This window comes from Kitasatospora sp. NBC_00458, from assembly GCF_036013975.1.
Taxonomy (GTDB): domain Bacteria; phylum Actinomycetota; class Actinomycetes; order Streptomycetales; family Streptomycetaceae; genus Kitasatospora.
In genome coordinates this window covers 6,277,149-6,294,121 of the sequence record NZ_CP107904.1, presented here as the reverse complement: position 1 = coordinate 6,294,121, position 16,973 = coordinate 6,277,149, and the positions used below count along the sequence as shown (strand labels likewise).

20 protein-coding genes are annotated in these 16,973 nt (G+C 74.2%); 10 read left to right on the top strand and 10 right to left on the bottom strand.

Going from position 1 to position 16,973, the window contains the following annotated elements; genetic code table 11:
• The first annotated feature begins 149 nt into the window (after nucleotides 1-149).
• Nucleotides 150-758 (top strand): hypothetical protein, encoded by a 609-nt coding sequence (locus OG550_RS26330; RefSeq protein ID WP_327681568.1) that lies wholly within the window; start codon nucleotides 150-152, stop codon nucleotides 756-758.
• 143 nt (nucleotides 759-901) lie between these two features.
• Nucleotides 902-1,336 carry an SgcJ/EcaC family oxidoreductase gene (locus OG550_RS26325; RefSeq protein ID WP_327681566.1) on the top strand — a complete coding sequence of 145 codons (435 nt, stop codon included), beginning with the start codon at nucleotides 902-904 and terminating at the stop codon, nucleotides 1,334-1,336.
• A 150-nt stretch (nucleotides 1,337-1,486) separates the two neighbouring features.
• Here the strand turns inward: OG550_RS26325 and tuf are convergent, their stop codons facing one another.
• The 4 genes from tuf to OG550_RS26305 form a co-directional block, all read right to left on the bottom strand.
• Nucleotides 1,487-2,680 (bottom strand): elongation factor Tu, encoded by a 1,194-nt coding sequence (tuf, locus tag OG550_RS26320; RefSeq protein ID WP_327681564.1) that lies wholly within the window; start codon nucleotides 2,678-2,680, stop codon nucleotides 1,487-1,489.
• A gap of 216 nt (nucleotides 2,681-2,896) precedes the next feature.
• Nucleotides 2,897-3,820 (bottom strand): zinc-binding dehydrogenase, encoded by a 924-nt coding sequence (locus OG550_RS26315; RefSeq protein ID WP_327681562.1) that lies wholly within the window; start codon nucleotides 3,818-3,820, stop codon nucleotides 2,897-2,899.
• Between the two features lie 120 nt (nucleotides 3,821-3,940).
• Nucleotides 3,941-4,393, bottom strand: a complete 453-nt coding sequence (locus OG550_RS26310) for a RidA family protein (protein ID WP_327681560.1) — start codon at nucleotides 4,391-4,393, stop codon at nucleotides 3,941-3,943.
• Nucleotides 4,394-4,567: 174 nt separating this feature from the next.
• Entirely contained in the window at nucleotides 4,568-5,626 is a 1,059-nt protein-coding gene (locus OG550_RS26305; RefSeq protein WP_327681558.1) for an NADP-dependent oxidoreductase, read from the bottom strand.
• Between the two features lie 256 nt (nucleotides 5,627-5,882).
• Between OG550_RS26305 and OG550_RS26300 the strand changes: the two genes are divergently transcribed.
• Nucleotides 5,883-6,827, top strand: a complete 945-nt coding sequence (locus tag OG550_RS26300; protein WP_327681556.1) for a GNAT family N-acetyltransferase — start codon at nucleotides 5,883-5,885, stop codon at nucleotides 6,825-6,827.
• 95 nt (nucleotides 6,828-6,922) lie between these two features.
• Complete coding sequence (locus OG550_RS26295; RefSeq protein ID WP_327681554.1) at nucleotides 6,923-7,465, top strand: hypothetical protein; 543 nt, start codon at nucleotides 6,923-6,925, stop codon at nucleotides 7,463-7,465.
• 441 nt (nucleotides 7,466-7,906) lie between these two features.
• Here the strand turns inward: OG550_RS26295 and OG550_RS26290 are convergent, their stop codons facing one another.
• On the bottom strand, nucleotides 7,907-8,272 hold the full coding sequence (locus OG550_RS26290; protein WP_327681552.1) for a hypothetical protein: 366 nt from the start codon (nucleotides 8,270-8,272) through the stop codon (nucleotides 7,907-7,909).
• Between the two features lie 142 nt (nucleotides 8,273-8,414).
• Here OG550_RS26290 and OG550_RS26285 point away from each other — a divergent pair, with 142 nt between their 5' ends.
• From OG550_RS26285 to OG550_RS26275, 3 genes are read left to right on the top strand one after another with little or no spacing between them, the layout of a single operon-like run.
• Complete coding sequence (locus tag OG550_RS26285) at nucleotides 8,415-8,774, top strand: hypothetical protein (RefSeq protein ID WP_327681550.1); 360 nt, start codon at nucleotides 8,415-8,417, stop codon at nucleotides 8,772-8,774.
• Nucleotides 8,771-9,868 (top strand): hypothetical protein, encoded by a 1,098-nt coding sequence (locus OG550_RS26280; protein ID WP_327681548.1) that lies wholly within the window; start codon nucleotides 8,771-8,773, stop codon nucleotides 9,866-9,868. Before OG550_RS26285 ends, OG550_RS26280 begins: the two co-directional genes overlap by 4 nt.
• On the top strand, nucleotides 9,865-10,254 hold the full coding sequence (locus tag OG550_RS26275; RefSeq protein ID WP_327681546.1) for a roadblock/LC7 domain-containing protein: 390 nt from the start codon (nucleotides 9,865-9,867) through the stop codon (nucleotides 10,252-10,254). The genes OG550_RS26280 and OG550_RS26275 overlap by 4 nt, the downstream gene beginning before the upstream one ends.
• A gap of 139 nt (nucleotides 10,255-10,393) precedes the next feature.
• Here OG550_RS26275 and OG550_RS26270 read toward each other — a convergent pair whose 3' ends face one another.
• Nucleotides 10,394-11,893: an alpha/beta fold hydrolase gene (locus OG550_RS26270; RefSeq protein ID WP_327681544.1), complete on the bottom strand. Its 1,500-nt coding sequence runs from the start codon at nucleotides 11,891-11,893 to the stop codon at nucleotides 10,394-10,396.
• A gap of 257 nt (nucleotides 11,894-12,150) precedes the next feature.
• Here OG550_RS26270 and OG550_RS26265 point away from each other — a divergent pair, with 257 nt between their 5' ends.
• Nucleotides 12,151-12,591: a hypothetical protein gene (locus tag OG550_RS26265; protein WP_327681542.1), complete on the top strand. Its 441-nt coding sequence runs from the start codon at nucleotides 12,151-12,153 to the stop codon at nucleotides 12,589-12,591.
• Between the two features lie 103 nt (nucleotides 12,592-12,694).
• On the opposite strand, the gene OG550_RS26260 is transcribed toward OG550_RS26265, so the two are convergent.
• From OG550_RS26260 to OG550_RS26245, 4 genes are all read right to left on the bottom strand, one after another.
• On the bottom strand, nucleotides 12,695-13,552 hold the full coding sequence (locus tag OG550_RS26260) for a hypothetical protein (RefSeq protein WP_327681540.1): 858 nt from the start codon (nucleotides 13,550-13,552) through the stop codon (nucleotides 12,695-12,697).
• 26 nt (nucleotides 13,553-13,578) lie between these two features.
• Nucleotides 13,579-14,151: a papain-like cysteine protease family protein gene (locus tag OG550_RS26255; RefSeq protein ID WP_327681538.1), complete on the bottom strand. Its 573-nt coding sequence runs from the start codon at nucleotides 14,149-14,151 to the stop codon at nucleotides 13,579-13,581.
• A gap of 400 nt (nucleotides 14,152-14,551) precedes the next feature.
• On the bottom strand, nucleotides 14,552-15,118 hold the full coding sequence (locus OG550_RS26250; RefSeq protein ID WP_327681536.1) for a DUF4291 domain-containing protein: 567 nt from the start codon (nucleotides 15,116-15,118) through the stop codon (nucleotides 14,552-14,554).
• A 171-nt stretch (nucleotides 15,119-15,289) separates the two neighbouring features.
• Complete coding sequence (locus OG550_RS26245) at nucleotides 15,290-15,754, bottom strand: VOC family protein (protein ID WP_327681535.1); 465 nt, start codon at nucleotides 15,752-15,754, stop codon at nucleotides 15,290-15,292.
• Nucleotides 15,755-15,852: 98 nt separating this feature from the next.
• On the opposite strand from OG550_RS26245, the gene OG550_RS26240 reads away from it, so the two are divergent.
• Both OG550_RS26240 and OG550_RS26235 read left to right on the top strand, forming a co-directional pair.
• The gene (locus OG550_RS26240; RefSeq protein WP_327681533.1) at nucleotides 15,853-16,434 is read left to right on the top strand and encodes a TetR/AcrR family transcriptional regulator; all 582 of its coding nucleotides are present in this window, start codon (nucleotides 15,853-15,855) and stop codon (nucleotides 16,432-16,434) included.
• Between the two features lie 190 nt (nucleotides 16,435-16,624).
• Entirely contained in the window at nucleotides 16,625-16,915 is a 291-nt protein-coding gene (locus OG550_RS26235) for a hypothetical protein (protein WP_327681531.1), read from the top strand.
• The last annotated feature ends 58 nt before the right edge of the window (nucleotides 16,916-16,973 follow it).

Sequence of the window (16,973 nt, the reverse complement as noted above, 5' to 3'; positions counted from 1 at the left end):
GACCACCCCCGCCCGCCGCCGTCCGCCGACGCCCCCCACCGGCTCCCGTGGGCGTCCGGCGGGGAGCGGCCCGGCAGCCGGAACCGGGTGTGCGGATTCCGCGTGTACGGGGGTGCCGTGTCCGGCCGCCTTCCTGGGAGACTCGCCCCATGACCGCCCCCCGCCGCTTCCTCCTCGCCGTGCTGCTCTGCTGCACCGTCACCGCCGGCCTCGCCGCCTGCACGCCGATCGACGAGGACCCCACGGTGGCGATGGCCTCGGACGGCGACGAGGGCGCCGCCGACTACTGGGACGCGGACGAGGCCGACGAGGCGGAGCCCTGGGAGGAGGACGCGGACCAGGAGTACGGCGCCGGGACCGACTCCGCCCCGGCGGCCCCCTCCCCCGCCGACTGCACCGCCCTCGCCCAGCAGCCGGGCCACCAGGTGGTCCGGGTCGTCGAGGAGATCGAGGGCCGGCTCTCCGCCCGGCCGACCCGGTACGTGTGCAGCCCCGACGCCCCCGACGACGGCTCCTACGATCCGTTCGGCGAACCCGTCGCCTACCCGCTCGCCGCCCGGGTCACCGCCACCCTCGTCGACCTCGAACACGGGGAGCCGGCCAAGGAGGTGCAGCTCCCCGTCCTGATGCAGCACCTCGACGACTGCCTCGCCGACCGGGTCCCCGAGGCCCCGTACGGCTGTTACGGCGACACCTACGACATCGTCCTGGACGCCCGCGGGCGGATCACCCGCATCACCGAGCTGTACCACCCCTGAGGGCCGCCCCTGAGAGCCGCCCCTGAGGGGGCCGTCCGGGCTCCCGGACCCCCGGGCTTGACCTCAAGTGGGCTTCAAGTCATCCAATGGTGCCCGGCGGTGATCACCACCGCCGGACGAAGCACCGAGTGGAGGGGTCCGTCATGACGAACGGCGTACTGGTGGTGGGGGCGGTCCCGGCCGAGGTCCTGGAGGCGGTGACCGGTGTGGTCGCCGACCTGGAGAAGGCGTTCAACACCAAGGACGCGACGGCCTTGGGCGAGCGGTTCGGCGAGCAGGCCTCGTGGACCAACGCGCGCGGCGTGCGGCTCGACGGGCGGGCCGAGATCACCGGGTTCAGCCGGCCGGCGATGGAGGGCTTCCTGCGGGACTCCTACGCCCGGTACGAGGTGGAGAAGATCCTGGCGATCGCGGAGGACGTGGTCGCCGTCAACGTCGCACAGACGCCCACCGACGCCGCGGGCACGCCCGTGGAGGGAGCGCACGGCGCGGCCCTCTACGTGGTGGCCCGGCAGGCGGACGGGTGGAAGATCGTGGCCGGTCAGAACAACGCGGTCGATGCCCCGTCCGCAGGGTGAGTGACGACCGGTCCCGGGCCGGGGGCCGCCTCCGATCCTGTGATCGTGCCAGGAGGCGGCCCCCTTCTCCCCGCCGGGCTCCGATCCCGGAACTCCGCCGGCCCCAGGGGGCCTTCAGGACCGCCCGGGCCGGGCGACTGGTGCGGCGGCCTACTTGGTGATCTTCGTGACCTGGCCGGCGCCGACGGTGCGGCCACCCTCGCGGATGGTGAACCGCAGGCCCTCCTCCATCGCCACGGGCTGGATGAGGGTGACGGTCATCTCCACGTTGTCGCCGGGCATGACCAGTTCGGTGCCCTCCTTGAGCGTCACCACTCCGGTGACGTCGGTGGTGCGGAAGTAGAACTGGGGCCGGTAGTTGTTGAAGAACGGGGTGTGCCGGCCGCCCTCGTCCTTGGACAGGATGTAGGCCGTCGCCTCGAACTCGGTGTGCGGGGTGACCGATCCGGGCTTGATGATGCACTGGCCGCGCTCGACGTCCTCGCGCTTGATGCCGCGCAGCAGCAGGCCGACGTTCTCGCCGGCCTGGCCCTCGTCGAGCAGTTTGCGGAACATCTCGATGCCGGTGACCGTGGTGGTGGTCTTCTCCGTCTTGATGCCGATGATGTCGACGGTCTCGTTGACCTTCAGCACGCCGCGCTCGATCCGGCCGGTCACCACGGTGCCGCGGCCGGTGATGGTGAAGACGTCCTCGATCGGCATCAGGAACGGGTGGTCGACGTCCCGGATGGGCTGCGGGATGTTCTCGTCGACGGCCTTCATCAGGCCCAGCAGCTTCTCGCCCCACTCCTTGTCGCCCTCCAGGGCCTTGAGGGCGGAGACCTGCACCACCGGGGTGTTGTCGCCGTCGAACTCGTACTCGTTGAGGAGTTCGCGGACCTCCAGTTCGACGAGCTCCAGGATCTCCTCGTCGTCCACCATGTCGGCCTTGTTCAGGGCGACCACGATGCTGGGCACCCCGGACTGGCGGGCGAGCAGGACGTGTTCCTTGGTCTGCGGCATCGGGCCGTCGGTGGCGGCGACGACGAGGATCGCGCCGTCCATCTGGGCCGCGCCGGTGATCATGTTCTTGATGTAGTCCGCGTGGCCGGGACAGTCGACGTGGGCGTAGTGACGCGCCTCGGTCTGGTACTCGACGTGCGCGATCGAGATGGTGATGCCGCGCTGCCGCTCCTCCGGCGCCTTGTCGATCTCGTCGAACGGCGTGAAGGGGTTGATGTCCGGGTGGGCGTCGTGCAGGACCTTGGTGATCGCCGCCGTCAGCGTCGTCTTCCCGTGGTCGACATGGCCGATCGTGCCGATGTTGACGTGCGGCTTCGTCCGCTCGAACTTCGCCTTCGCCACGTGCTCCTCCTCAGGTGTCGGGGCCGGGTGGGCGGCCCACCGGGCCGCCCACCCGCCCACGCTGCTACTGGAAGGCACGGGGGCGCGGCCGTCGCGCGCGGGATCGTCCGAACCCGCCATGGCGACCAGGAGTGACCGGCCCCGTGCAGACCGTCACCATAGCCGTCGGAGGTGCGCTCGAACGGGAGCGCGCCTCCCGACGGGACCGCGCCCGCCCTACCGGTCCGGGTCGAGGTCCAGGACGGCCTTGCCGAGGACCTTGCGCCCGACGAGCGCGTCCGCCGCCTCGTGCGCCAGGTCCCACGGGCCGCGCCAGCCGATCTCCGGCGCCAGCCGGCCCGTCTCCACCAGGTGGAGCAGGTAGCCGAGGTCTCCGCCGACGGGGGTGCTGACGTTGAAGTTCTCCAGCCGCCCGTTCGGGCTCTCGACGCGGGCCCGCTCGAAGTCGATGACGGTCGGCTCGCCGGACGCCTTCCCGATGGCCTGGACGACGCCGCCGGGCTCCAGGCGGTAGAACGCCTCGGCCAGCTGGCCGCCGCCGACGTTGTCGAGCACCCCGTGCACCCGTGCGGTCAGCTCCTCCGGTCCGTGCACGATCTCGGCCGCGCCGAGTTCGCGCAGGCCCTCCGCGCGGGCCGGGCCGCCGACCGAGGCGACGACGTGCGCGCCCGCCAGGGCGAGGAGGCGGACGGCGAAGCGCCCCACCCCGCCGGAGGCGCCGGTGACGAGCACCCGGCGGCCGAGGACCGGGCCCAGGCGGCGGACCGCCTGGAGCGCCGTGACCCCGGCCACCGGGAGGGCGCTCGCCGTCCCGAGGTCGACGCCGTCGGGCACCACCGCCAGTTCGGCGGTGTCCACCGCCCGCAGCCGCGCCCACGCACCGCCCCAGCCGAAGCCGACCACCCGGGTGCCGGCGGGCGGGCCCGAGCCGTCGGCGGCGGGCCGGAGCACGGTGCCCGCGGCGTCCCAGCCGGGCACCCGGCCGTACGGGGTGTCGGGCGAACGGTAGACGATCTCACCGAAGTTGAAGGAGACCGCCGCGACCTCGATCAGCGCCTGTCCGGCGGTGGGCTCCGGATCGGGCACCTCGGCGAAGCTCAGCTGCCGGGGCGCGTTCGGGTCGTGGACGAGGGCCTTCATGGCGAGCCTTTCAGTGAGCGGGCCGGCACGGCGGCCGGCCCCGGGAGGGCGGTGGGGGCGTCGGGTGCGGGGCGCAGGGCGTCCGGGTGCCGGGCGTCCGGGCGCAGGGCGGCGCGGGCGTCAGCGGCTGCTGTCGTCCGGTGCTTCGGCCGGGCCGCCGGGGGCCGGGCGGACCGCGACCGCGTCTATCTCGAAGAGCATCCCGGGCAGCGCCAGCGCCGCCACGCCGCTGAGCGTCTGGGCGGGCAGCCGGTCGCCCCAGGCGGCGTGCAGGGCCTTGCCGAGGACGCCCAGCTTCTCCAGGTCGTGGTCGACGATGTACGAGCCGAGCCGGACGACGTGCTCGAAGCCGAGGCCGACGCCGGCGAGCGCGGTGCGCAGGTTGTCGAAGGACCGCTCGACCTGGGCGGCGAAGTCGCCGTCCACGACCTGGCCGGTCTCGTCGGAGGCGTACTGGCCGCCGATGTAGACCGGCTCGCCGGGTGCGGAGGCGGCGTGGCTGTAGCCGAACGGGGTCGGGTCGTGCAGACCGGCGGGGTTGGTGATGGTGCGGTGGTCGCGGTTGTCGCTCATGTCCGGTGGTCCCTCGGTTCGTGGTGCGTCGGTTCGCGGTGGGTCGGGTCGTGGTGGGTCGGTTCGTGGTTGCCGTGCTGTGGTTCGCCGAGCCTCGGTTCCGTTGCCCCGGAGGGCCCCTGACGGTCCGCCGCCGAACGGGGCCCTCCGGGGCAACGCCCCGCCGGGCGGTGATCATCCCTCCAGGCGGACGAGCATCTTGCCGGTGTTGGCGCCGCGCAGGACGCCGAGGAAGGCGTCCGGGGCCCGGTCGATGCCGTCGACGACGGTCTGCTCGGTGCGGAGGCTGCCGTCGGCGAGCCAGCCGGCGGCCTTGCCGATCCACTCGGGGAAGAGGTCGAAGTGGCTGCTGACCAGCATTCCGCGCAGGTTCAGCTCCTTGGCGGCCGCCTGGAAGAGGTTGTCGGGGCCGGGCGCGGGGCTGGTCGCGTTGTAGGTGCTGATCGCGCCGACCAGGGCGATCCGGCCGCCGGTGCGCATCGCGGCGATCGCGGCCCGCAGGTGGTCGCCGCCGACGCTGTCGAGGTAGACGTCGATGCCCTCGGGGGCGGCCTCGGCGAGCTGCTCCTCCAGCGAACCGGCCCGGTAGTCGATGGCGGCGTCGTAGCCGAAGTCGGTCACCAGCCTCCTCGCCTTCTCCGGGCCGCCGGCCGAACCGATCACCTTCGAGGCGCCGAGCTTGCGGGCCAGCCGGCCCGCGACGCTTCCCACGGCCCCGGCGGCGGCGGAGATGAGGACGACGTCGCCCTCCCGGACCGGGGCGGTCCGGGTGAGCGCCGCGTAGGCGGTGAGGCCGGTGGTGCCCAGCGCGCCGAGGTAGGCCGGCGCGGGGGCGAGGCCGGTGTCGACGACGGTCGCCGCGGCGGCGTCCAGCACCGCGTACTCGCGCCAGCCGAGGAAGTGCGAGACGGTCGCGCCGACCGGCACGGCCGCGGAGCGGGAGGCGACCACCACGCCGACCGCGCTGCCGTCCAGGGCCGCACCGAGCTGGAACGGCGGGATGTAGGAGGGGGCGTCGTCCATCCGGCCGCGCATGTACGGGTCCACCGACATCCAGGTGTTGCGGACGACGATCTCGCCCTCGGCGGGCTCGGGGACGGCGGTGCGGACCAGCTCGAAGGTGTCGGCGGTGGGCTCCCCGACCGGGCGGGCGGCGAGCCGGACCTCGGTGGAGAAGGTGGTGGTGGCGGCGGTGGCGGTGGCGGTGGCGGCGGTCTGCTGGGTGCTGGTCACGGCTGGTTCCTCGTTCTTCGTCGGGTGCTGCTGTCTCCTGCTGACGGGGAAGACTCTGCCGGGGGCCGCGCACGAGCGGCTGACGGTCCGCGCACGGCCGCCCGGGCCGCACGCACCGGGCCGCACGGCCGGCGTGCGCGCAGGAAGTCGGCCGGGCCGACTTCCTGCGCGGGAGGTCCGCTCCGGGCGCCGGATCGACGGGCGGTGTGCCGAATCCGGTCGACAGGGCGGCACGGGTGGCGCAGAGTCAGGACGCATGACCGATCTCGCCGAACTCCCGCCGCTCCCCGGCCGCTACCGGACCGGTCCGGCCGCTCCCGCCGACGCCCCGGCCGTCCACCGGCTCGTCGCCGCCTGTGAGCGCGACCTGCTCGGCCGCACCGAGAGCGCACCGGACGACGTGGCCGCCGACCTCGCGCAGCCCGGACTCGACACCGCCCGGGACACCCTGCTCGTGCGGGACGGCCGCGGCGAGGTGGCCGGCTGGGCGTGGGTGCGCGGCGGGCGGCGGAGCCGGGTCGACGTCCACCCCGGGCACCGGGGCGCCGGGCTGGGCGGGTGGCTGCTCGACTGGACGGAGGAGCGGGCCCGGCGGGCGGGCGGGGAGCGGCTCGCCCAGGCCGTGGAGGACGGCGACCGGGCCGCCGTCGCACTGCTGCGCTCGCGCGGGTACCGGCCGTTCGTCCACCAGTGGCAGCTGGGGATCGGGCTGCCCGCCGGTCCGGTGGCGGCCGCGCCGCCGGACGGGGTCTCCGTGCGGCCGTTCCGCCCCGGTGACGAGCGGGCGGCCTACCGGGTGGCCGAGGACGCCTTCGACGAGTGGCAGGTGCGGCGCAGCTCCTACGAGGAGTGGGCCCTGCGGACGGTCGGGCGGGACTCGTTCGCGCCCGCGCTCTCCCGGGTGGCCCTCGCGGGCGGGGAGATGGTGGGCGTGGTGCTGTCGCTGGACGTGCCGGGCAGCGGCGAGGGCTTCGTGGAGCGGCTGGCCGTCCGCCGCGACCACCGGAACCGGGGGATCGCCCGGCTGCTGCTCGGCGAGGTGTTCGGCGCGTTCCACCGGCACGGGCGGGAGCTCTGCACCCTGTGGACGCACTCGGAGACGGGCGCGCTGTCGCTGTACGAGCGGCTGGGGATGACGGTCCGCCGCACCTCCTCGATGTACGGCAAGGCCCTCGCCGGGGCGGTTCCTCCCATCGGGTGAACCGGCTGCCGGGGCTGCCCTCCGGGGGCGCCGTCTGCTGCGACCCTTCTCCTCGGCATCACATCGCGCCGTACACGACCTTTTGGAGACGGACCATGCAGACCCCCGCTCCGGCCGCCCGCCGCCGCTCCCGCCGCAGGGGCTGGGCCACCGCCCTCGCCGTGACCGCGACGGCGGGGGTGCTCGCCCCCGCCGCCCGCGCGACCCCCGTCGCCCCCGAGGAGGAGGCCATCGAAACCGGGCGCTCCTACCACCTGGTGGCCACGAACCACGGGAACCGCGGGGCGACCTTCGAGGTGAACCTGAACCGCGACTGGGCGCTGCTGACCAACGACGAGAACAGCAACGGCACCGCCGTGGTCTTCGAGCGGAAGGGCGACGGCTACACGATCCGGTCGACCAGCTCCAACTGGGGCGGCAGCGACACCTGGTGCTCGGAGGGCAAGGGCGTCGCACTGTCCAAGGCGTCCACCTGCGCGACCGCCTGGAAGGTCCTCCCCGAGGGCGACGGCTTCAAGTTGGAGGACGACTCCCGCCGGACCCTCTCGCACAGCACCGACGGGAAGGCCTGGCTGCGGGCGGCCGTGGAGATCTACCACGGCTACGCGTACACCGTCTTCAAGGCCGTCAAGGCGTAGCGGCCGGGCCGGGATCCGGGCCCCTCCCGGCCGTCGCCGCGCACGGCCGACCGCCCGGCCCCGGCACGGCGGCCGCTCCGCCGTGCCGCGCGGCACGGCGGGGCCGGTCCGGCCCGGCGCCGCGGCGTTCCGCCCCCTGCCGCGGCGTTCCGGCGGCCCGGATCCGGCGCGGACGCGGGGGGCGGATATGACGCCCAGTCATCGGGGAGTCACGCATTTCCGTGATTGATGTGCACCTGCGAAATGCGGCCGCAATTATCGCGTGCGGATCGCCGTGACCGGCCGCTCACGCTTCGCATTCACTCCATCCGGAATTCCGCGTGCATCACGGGCGGTCGGGAGTATCCCGGACTCGGGCTCGGATACGGATGCCGACGCGGGGCGCGGGACGCGGATGCCGACGCGGGATGCGGATGCGGCAGGGGTCCGGAAAGAGAGGCCCTAGACGTCGAGCCCGGCCTCGATGCGCTTGAGGCTGTGCCGGGCGAGCGCCAGGTTGGCGCGCGAGCGGTCCAGCGCCAGGTAGAGGAAGAACGACCCGTGACTGCGGGCCAGCGGGCGTATCAGGTGGTACTGGGTGCCGAGGGTGATCAGGATGTCCTCGATGACGTCGTCGATCGACAGCGCGGCCAGGGCCCGCTTCTTCGCGCGGACGACCTCGGTGTTGGCGGCGGCCGCGACCTCCAGGTCGAGCTGCTGGCCCCCGCCGAGGAATCCGAGTGACATACCGCTCTCGTAGTCGGCCAGGGCCACGCCGATGGCGCCTTCGATGGCCATCGCTTCCTTGAGTGCGTCGTCAATGTTCATGCGCTGTTCGTCCTTTGCGTGACTTCCGGGCGGAACTCCCCTGTGCGGGAACAAAGTAGCAAGAAGTCACCTGCGGTGGTCACCCCGTGGAAATGGTGGAATAAAGTACGCTGCCAAGTGTTCAGAACGTGAAGGGGTACTGGTGCGCGCGCTCGAAGCTTCCCTCTCCGGTGTGCTCGACTCCCCCGGAGCGGTCGGTGCCGTTCTCGTCGACGCCGTCACGGGCCTCGCCCACCAGTCCGCCGGGGACCACCGGTTGCTCGGGACCGGCGCGGACCTCGCCGAACTGGTCAACCTGATCGGCGAGCGGCTCCACGAGGCGGGGGCGGAGAGCGAGTTGGAGAGCGTGGTGGTCACGAGCACCCGCCACCACGAGGTCGTGCAGATGGTGCACCGGCAGGGCGACGACCTGCTGCTGGCCACCGTGCTGGACCGGGGACGGACCAACCTGGCACTGGCGATCCGCCAGACCGCCGACCACGCCGCGGACTTGCTGGCATGAGCGGCCAGACCGACGCCCGGGCCCTCGACCAGGCTCCTGACCACGCCTCTGACCAGGCCCACGATCCGGTCGCGCCCGCCGCCCCCGGGCGGCCCTCGGCCCGCAACGTGCCCGCCCTGCTGCTCGCACTGCGCGGGCAGGACTTCACCGGCTCGGTCGTCGTCTCCAGCGCGCCCGGCGGCACCATCCACCTGGAGCGGGGGCTCGTCACGGCGATCGAGACCCCCGGCTCCCCGAGCGCCGAGACCCTGCTGCTGAAGTCGGGGCGCGTCTCCGAGGCCGACTGGGCGGCCGCCGAGACCGCCGCGTCCGCCGCACGCCCGGACGGCGCCCCCGCAGGCTGGGGCGGGGACCTCGGCGCGGCCCTGGCGGCCCGGGGGACGATCGGCGCCGTCGAACTCGAAACCGTCTGCGCCGCCGCCGCCTTCGACGGCGCGTTCGCCCTGGTGCTGAGCCCGCCCGGCAGCTGGGAGGTCGTCGAAGCGGCCCCGCCGGCCGGGATCGCGCTGCGCCCGGGGATCGAGCCGCAGCGGCTCTTCGAGGAGACCGCCCGGCGGACGGCGCTGCTGACCCGCCTCTGGGGCCCGCCCGGCGAACTGGCCCGCACCAGGATCCGCCCCGCCGACCGGCCCGGCCCCGGCGCCCAGCGGATCCTGCCCCGCTACCGGGACGTCCTGGCCGCCGCCACCGGCCGCCGCACCGCGCGCGACATCGGATTCGCCCTGGGGCGGGGCGTGTTCGCGGTGCTCCTCGACGTCGCCCGGATGGACGCCCGGCACCTGCTCCACCGGGAGTCGGCGGCCCCGGCCCCGCTGGCACCGAGCGTGGCCCCGCGGACGGCGCCGAGCGGGCCGCCTCCGGAGCCGGGCGGCCCCCTGCCGCGCCGCGTCCGCGGCGGACCGGCGAGCCCCGACGGCCCGTCCGCCGGGACCGGCCGTGCGCCGGTCGCCGCCGAAGCGCCCCCGGACGCGCCCCGGAGCGAGGGCACCGCGCCCATCGAGAACACCGAGACACCCGCGACCGTCGCGACGACCGTGACGATCGTGACGACACCGACGACCCTCACGCCAGAGACCGAGAAGAGCGCACCATGAGCAGCCAGACACCGACCGCCGTGCTGGTCGACGAGTTGAAGTCCCTCCGCGAGCGGGTCATGGGCATCTCGGAGAGTGTCATCTCCACCGCCGACGGCCTGCTGGTGGCCGCCGACACGGCCTCCGTCCACCCCGAGTCGGCCGCCGCGCTGTCGGCCGCCATGCTCGGCCTCGGCCGCCGCACCGCCGCCGAGTTCGGCGTGGGCGGCCTGCGCGACGTGGTCACCCGCTGCAGCGGCGGCTACGTCGTGGCGCTGGCGATCGGGGACCAGGCGCTGCTCATGGTCCTGGGCGACGAGGGCCTGGACATCGCCGGCCTGCACCGCGAGTCGCCCGCCACGGTGCGCCGTCTGGGCGAGCTGCTCGGGCTGGTCCCCGCGGCCTAGGGATCGACGGGCCGGGGGTCCGACGCCCCCCGGGGGCGAGGGCCCGGCCGAGGGGCGGTCGAGGCGCCGGTCGACGGACCGGCCGAGGGCCCGAGCGAAGCGCCGGGCGGGGAGCGCCGCCACCGGCCGGCCCGACGGATCAGCCGCGCGGGTCGGTCAGGTAGGCGTCGACCGCCGCCTTCGTCCCCGGGTCGAGGGCGTACACCCAGTGGCCCACGACGTCCGGGGTCAGCAGGGTGGCCTTCGGGAAGGACTGCGCCATCCGCCGCGCGCCCGGCACGGGGGTCCGCAGGTCGAGGGCGGCGTTGGCCACCAGGACGGGCGGGAGGTCGCCCCGCACCCGGGCGGGCGGCGCCTTCGGCGGGACGGTCCAGCCCTGGCAGCCGAGCACGATGTCCAGGGCCTGGGTGCTCACGCGGACGTGCGGGGCGGCCTTCGCGACCCGCTCCCGGATCGCCCGGTACTCGGCGAAGTCGCGGATCCGGAGGTCGTGGTCCCGGCACAGTACGAGCTGCATGTCGCGGCCGGGGCCCTGGTAGTCGGGCCAGTAGACCTCGCCGCGCCCGCTGTGCACGGCGGCCAGCTGCCGCGTCGCGCGCTCCGGGTCCCATTGCCAGGCCAGGAAGGTGAGGAAGGCGGACAGCCCGTCGGCGTCGGCCGCCGTCTCCGTCGGCCCCTCCGGTCCGGGGACGCGGAGGGTGCCGGCGTCGGCGCGGGCGAACAGGTCGGCCGCGACGCCCGACAGGTCGCGGTCCTTCAGCGGGCAGGCCGCGGCGGTCCGGCACCAGGCGGCCAGGCGCTCGAAGGCGGCCTCGACGGTGGTGCTGCTGTCGGTGAGGAAGCGCTCCGCGTCCGGCCTGGCCGGGTCCACCACGCTGTCGAGGGCCAGTGCGCGCAGCCTGCCGGGGAACAGGCGGGCGTAGCGCTCGCCGAGGAGCGTGCCGTAGGAGTGGCCGAGGTAGCTGATCCGGCGCTCGCCGAGGGCGGCGCGGATCGCATCCATGTCCCGGGCGACGCTCTCGGTGTCCATGTGGGCGGCGAGCGGGCCCGTCAGCCGCAGGCAACTGGCCGCCAGCCGGGCGTTGGTGGCGCGCATCCGCTCGAAGGCGGCCGCGTCGCGGGGGCGGGCGGTGTGCTCGCCCGCGATCGACTCGTCGCAGCGGGCGTCCTGGCTGTGCTGGGTGCCGCGCGGGTCGAACCCGACGACGTCGAACCGCTGGAGCATCTCCGGGGTGTAGGTGCTCCGGCCGGGCATGCCCGCCTCCAGCGCGTCGTCCGCTCCGGGGGCGCCCGGTCCGCCGGGGTTCGACAGCAGGACGCCGATCCGCCGGGAGGGGTCGGCGGCCCGGAGGCGGGCGACGAAGATCCCGGTCTTCGGGCCGTTCGGCTTCGACCAGTCCACCGGCACCCGGACCGTCGCGCATTCCGTCTGCGGGTTCGGGTCCGGCATGGGCGGTTCGCTCTTCGGACAGGGGCCCCAACTGATGGGCGGGGCAAGGGCGATGGGGTCGGACGGGTCCGACGGGGCGGCGGCGGCCGGGCCGGTCAGGGCCAGGGTGGCCGCGGAGGCGGTCAGCGCCAGGAGGGCGGACAGGACGCGCCGGGGGCGGTCCGAGCGGGTGTTCCCACGCGTGGTCATGCCCGTCAACAACCCGTCGGCACCGCGGCCGGGTTGCCTCCGGTCGCGAAGCGCACCGATTCGGTGCCCGATGGGGCAGGCTGCCCTGTCCTTCAAGTCCCTTGAACCGTCGGCTTGTTGACGAATCAGTGGGTCGGTCCGGAGGGTTCTCGGCGAGGCCGGCATCCGCTGCCCCGGTCCTTCGACCGTGGGTGTCCGGCCCGTCCTGCTCCGCCGTCCGGCGGGGTGAGCCGACTCATCACCCGGGGACACTGATGATGAAGAGGATCAAGAGGGCCGCCGCCACGGCGGTGGCCGTCATGGCACTGGCGATGGGGGGCGCGGCCGGAACGGCCCACGCCCGGACCACCGGCGAGACGCTCCAGTGCGACGTGCAGAACATCGAGATCAAGTTCCTGCCCGTCTTCGGAGGGCCGGTCAAGTGCGGTGGCACGTACACCCAGCCGCGCTACTTCACCTTCCATGACGGCACGTTCCAGGTCTTCGCCGTCGGGGTCGACAACTCGCTGTGGACCAGGTGGCAGAACCCGGACGGCAGCGTCAGCACCTGGCGCACGCTCGGCGGCGTCCTCGCCTCCGGCATCCGGATGGGGTGGCACGGCGAGGAGCTGATCTTCGACGCCGTCGGCACCGACGGGGACTGGTGGCGGCAGATCCGCTACACCAGCGGCACGTGGAGCGGCTGGTTCAAGGCGTAGCGCCGCCCGGGACCTCATGAATGCCGGACCCGCCGGTGGGGGCGGGTACGGCGCCTCCGCCCCGGCTGCCGTCCTGACGGCAGCCGGGGCGGAGGCACGGCGCTCAGGCCTCCCCGCGGCCGCGTCGCGCGCGCCGCAGCCGGGCGAGGACGAGGGCGCCGCCCGCGAGTGCGAGCGCCGCGATCGAACCGCCGGCGAGCAGCGGCGTGCGGGAGGCGGGGCCGGCCGCCCGGTCCTCGGTCCCGTAGCCGCTGGACATGCCCCGGGTGTCGTACTCGGACCCGGGCAGCTTGTCGGCGTAGCGGGCCTTGACGAGCTGCTGGTACTCGGCGAGCGAGACCGCCGACCGACCGTCGAGGCCCTCCCTGGCCTGGTCGTTGAGCGGCTCCACGGTGGTGAGCTGCAGCTGGTACCAGCCGCGGATCTGGGGCTCGGTGAAGACCAGGGTGCCCAGGGTCGCCCGGCCCGCGTACGCGGCGTCGCCGTCACCGTCGCGCACTCCCGCCAGGTGCCAGCCGCCGCCGTCGGTCGGGGCGAGCAGAACGGTGGCGGTGCGGTCGTTGACGGTGACGTCGAGCGTGGAGACGAGATGGCTCAGCCGGACGGCCTCGGTGGGGACCGGCTGGGCCGTGCCCGCGACGAAGCCCGGGGCGACCTCGTTCACCGCCAGCGGGTCCTTGAGCGTGAACGCGGGCAGCCCCTCGCAGGGGTCGGGCTTGTCGGGGACGGCCACCATCGTCTCGGATCCGCCCTGGGGCAGCGGCGTGCCGAGGAAGCGGCAGACGGCGTCGTGGACGTCGGCCGACCTGACCACGTCGAGGGCGGCCTGGTAGTCGGGGATGTCGACCGCGCGGGCCGGCCCGGCGGCGGAGAGCAGTGCGGCGGCGCTCAGCGCCAGGACGATGGGCAGCCGGGGGAACCGGGCGGCCTCCCGCCCGACGGGCGTACCTCGGTCACGCATGTGTCGTCCTCCTTCTCTGTCGGGCGCTATCGGGAGATGCCGGTACGGGAGTGGGTCCACCGGAACGAGCCGTTCTTCACGTAGTCGTCGTAGTTCCACCACGTGTAGGTGGCGGTGTCCGGCCACGGGTCGGCGACGCCGATGGTGTTGTTGGAGGTGTCGAAGCCGTAGACGACGTTCATGTGGCCGCCGCCGGACGTCCATCCGATGCGGGCGCCGATCGGCCGGGCGGCCTTGACGTCGGCGGTGACCTGGGCGAACGAGGCCGCGCTGTTGAGGCCGGTACCGGGGTTGGCCATGCCCAGGCTGTACCAGGCGTTGGCCATGTCCTCCAGCCGGGCGGGCTGGTTCTCGCAGCTCGGTCCGCCGCTGTAGCGGGAGGCGCGGTCGCAGAAGTCCGCCTGCGTGGTGCCGTATCCCTGGAACTTGGCGATGGTGAGCCCGGCGGCCGACCAGCACCACTGGGTCTTCTCCTGCTTCAGCATGGCGATCTGGTCGTAGCCCGCCTCCGCCCGGGCCGTACCGCCTCCCGCCAGGAGGACCGCCGAGACCGCGAGTGCCAGGGCCGGTCCGGTGGCCGTGTATCCGAATCTGCTCATGTCCCTGCCTTCCCATGGGGCGCGTGGGGCTGCCCAGCCATATGAGAGCGCGGACCGCCGCCGTTCCGCAGGGGACGCGGGGGAAGCAGGGCCGAACGGGTCGTTAGCCATATGAGAGGGGGATGGCTTGAAACATTCGTGGCCGGAGGGCCCTTGGGGCACCTGGGATCCACGGCGCCACCCAGGTGCCGTCCAGGCGGATTCCGCCCCGCCTGCACTGTGCTGCACGGCCCCGCCCGCCTGCCCGCCCGCCCTGTCTGGCGGGCGAGGAACCGGGTAGGCCCCCGTATCCACGCACGAGAAGCCGGAGCGGCCGACTTTTCATGCGGGCCGGACGGCCGACGTCACCGACCCTTCAGGCCGTTCACGTCAGCAGGCCGATCCGGCCGATCCGGCCGGATCAGCGGCCCGTCCCCAGCCGGGCGGCGAGCGGCCCCGGCAGCGGGTAGGGGCGCTCGGGCGGGAGGAGGCGCTGGGCCTGGGCCGCCCGGCCGCCCTGGACGAGGGCGGCGATCTTCCGGACCTGCGGGGTGAGGTCGGTGATGCCGGTGATCCACTCCTCGGAGAAGGCCCGGATCAGGGTGCGGCCCACGCCCACCTGGATGCTGTAGTGGTTGAGCGCGGCGCCGCGCAGCGAGCGCTCCGGGTCCCACTGGACGTGCACCTCGGCGCGGCCGAGCGCGGCCGGGTCGGCGGTGGTCAGGACGGCGCGGCCCAGGGCCTCCTCCCATCCGGCGCGGGTGATCCGGACGGCGAGGATGCGCTCCTGGCCGGGCTTGCGGGCCCAGTTGCTGCGGTGCATCAGCCAGGCGAAGGACGGCTTGATCCACGTCATCCGGCCGAAGGAGAAGGGCGGCACGAACCGCTGTGCGGCGACGGCGGGTTCGGCCACCGCCGGGGCGTACGCCTGGTAGACGGTGACGGTGGTGGCGTCGAAGTCGGCGCGGATCTCGCACAGGTGCTGCATGGCGCCCGACTCTGCCAGCGGCCCGGCGGGCGGGGCGACCGGTTTTCGACCGGGCGGCGGGCCCGTACCGGCACCCGCACCGCCGCCCGCGCGCAGGAAGTCGGACCGGCCGACTTTCCGTGCGGCGGTCACGGCGGTCCGACCGGTGGAGGCGCCCGGCCGGGCCGGCGGTCAGGCTCCGGTGTACCCGGCGGCGTACTCCTCGGTGGGCGGCACGACGGTGATGACGTCGATCAGTACGCCGTCCGGGGCGGCGACGATGAAGTGGCGCTGGCCGAACTCCTCGGTGCGCAGCGGCAGCAGTTCGGACAGTCCGGCCTCCGCGACGAGCCGCCGGTGCTCGGCGTCCACGTCGTCCACCTCGAAGTTCAGCAGCAGGCCGCCCCGGAGTGCGGCCCGGTGGCCCTCGGGGAGGGTCGGGTGGGTGTGGTCCAGCAGCGCCAGTTCGTACTGCGGGGCGTCCGGGCGGCGCAGGCTCACGTACCAGTCGGCCTCGAAGGTGACCTCGAAGCCGAGGTGGCGGGTGTAGAAGTCGCGGGAGGCGGCCACGTCCTGGGTGGCGAGCACCGGATAGAAGCCGCCGAGTGCGGAGGCCGGGCCGTTCGCGGGCCCGGCGGCGGTGAGGTCGTTCGTCATGGCGAGACCCTTCGGATCCATTTCACATACCCGGGGTATGTGAATCGTAGGGTTAGCATACCCCGGGTACGCGAAACCGAGAGGGCGGTGCGCAGGCGATGGCGGTCAACCGGGCGGAGCAGCGTGCTGCCACACGGCAGGCACTGCTGGACGAAGGGCGGCGCCGGTTCGCCGCCGACGGGTACCACCACGTGGTGCTGACCGACGTGGCGCGGGCCGCCGGCGTCACCAAGGGCGCCGCCTACCACCACTTCGACAGCAAGGCCGGACTCTTCCGGGCCGTCGTCGCCGAGGTGCAGCAGGAGCTGGGCGAGCGGGTGGCCGCCGAGGCCGGGCGGCACGAGGACCTCTGGGAGCAGCTCCGGGCCGGGTGCCGGGCCTTCCTCGCCGCGGGGACGGATCCGGCGGTGCGGCGGGTCCTGCTGGTCGACGCGCCGACGGTCCTGGGGTGGGACGAGTGGCGGGCACTGGACGAGGAGTCGTCCGCCCGACACCTCGCGGAGGCCCTGACGGCGCTGGTCGCGGCCGGGACCATCGAGGACCAGCCGGTGGAACCGCTGGCCCGGCTGCTCTCGGGGGCGATGAACGAGGCCGCGCTCTGGATCGCGCGCGGCGGGGACCCGCAGGCGGCGGAGCAGGCACTCGACCGGCTCCTGTCGGGGCTGCGCGCCCCGGCCTGAGCCCGGCCCTCGCGCGCGGCACCACCGGTGGGCGGCGAGGTTCCTGTGGGATTCCGCCCGCCCGGCCGAGCGGCTGATCCCGCCTGCGTCCGTCCGGCGCGGTGCACTGTCGGTGCGGCTGACTACGGTGGCGGCCGGAACGCGGACTGCGTCCGTCCACAGCCGATGTCATGCCACAGCAGGAGACTCCGTGCGTCTGATCTTCGCCCAGCCCGATGACTACCCCCACTACGAGCACGTCGAGGAACTGCTGAACGACGGGTTCGAGACCACCCTGCTCCGTACGGACCTGAGCGACCACGAGTGGATCTCGCTGATCAGCTACGACGCCGGAGGGGGCGACATCGTCTACGGCGCCGCCCGGTTCGCCCCGTACACCCGCTACGTCGAGGAGGCCGACACCCGCGAGGAGGCCGAGGCGCGGTACGAGGAGATGGTCCGTGAGGCGGCCGAGGAGAAGGCCGCCACGCAGCCGGGCTGAGCCCCGCGAAGCTCCCGGCGGCGACCGGCCCGGGCCTTTGCAGGCCCGGGCGCCGCCG

Coding starts and splice junctions, on each gene's coding strand:
- OG550_RS26240 (WP_327681533.1), top strand. CDS start 15,853: ATGGCGGTCAACCGGGCGGAGCAGCGTGCTGCCACACGGCAGGCACTG.
- OG550_RS26330 (WP_327681568.1), top strand. CDS start 150: ATGACCGCCCCCCGCCGCTTCCTCCTCGCCGTGCTGCTCTGCTGCACC.
- OG550_RS26315 (WP_327681562.1), bottom strand. CDS start 3,820: ATGAAGGCCCTCGTCCACGACCCGAACGCGCCCCGGCAGCTGAGCTTC.
- OG550_RS26310 (WP_327681560.1), bottom strand. CDS start 4,393: ATGAGCGACAACCGCGACCACCGCACCATCACCAACCCCGCCGGTCTG.
- OG550_RS26250 (WP_327681536.1), bottom strand. CDS start 15,118: ATGCAGCACCTGTGCGAGATCCGCGCCGACTTCGACGCCACCACCGTC.
- OG550_RS26270 (WP_327681544.1), bottom strand. CDS start 11,893: ATGACCACGCGTGGGAACACCCGCTCGGACCGCCCCCGGCGCGTCCTG.
- OG550_RS26300 (WP_327681556.1), top strand. CDS start 5,883: ATGACCGATCTCGCCGAACTCCCGCCGCTCCCCGGCCGCTACCGGACC.
- OG550_RS26325 (WP_327681566.1), top strand. CDS start 902: ATGACGAACGGCGTACTGGTGGTGGGGGCGGTCCCGGCCGAGGTCCTG.
- OG550_RS26280 (WP_327681548.1), top strand. CDS start 8,771: ATGAGCGGCCAGACCGACGCCCGGGCCCTCGACCAGGCTCCTGACCAC.
- OG550_RS26245 (WP_327681535.1), bottom strand. CDS start 15,754: ATGACGAACGACCTCACCGCCGCCGGGCCCGCGAACGGCCCGGCCTCC.
- OG550_RS26295 (WP_327681554.1), top strand. CDS start 6,923: ATGCAGACCCCCGCTCCGGCCGCCCGCCGCCGCTCCCGCCGCAGGGGC.
- OG550_RS26255 (WP_327681538.1), bottom strand. CDS start 14,151: ATGAGCAGATTCGGATACACGGCCACCGGACCGGCCCTGGCACTCGCG.
- OG550_RS26265 (WP_327681542.1), top strand. CDS start 12,151: ATGAAGAGGATCAAGAGGGCCGCCGCCACGGCGGTGGCCGTCATGGCA.
- OG550_RS26290 (WP_327681552.1), bottom strand. CDS start 8,272: ATGAACATTGACGACGCACTCAAGGAAGCGATGGCCATCGAAGGCGCC.
- OG550_RS26275 (WP_327681546.1), top strand. CDS start 9,865: ATGAGCAGCCAGACACCGACCGCCGTGCTGGTCGACGAGTTGAAGTCC.
- OG550_RS26260 (WP_327681540.1), bottom strand. CDS start 13,552: ATGCGTGACCGAGGTACGCCCGTCGGGCGGGAGGCCGCCCGGTTCCCC.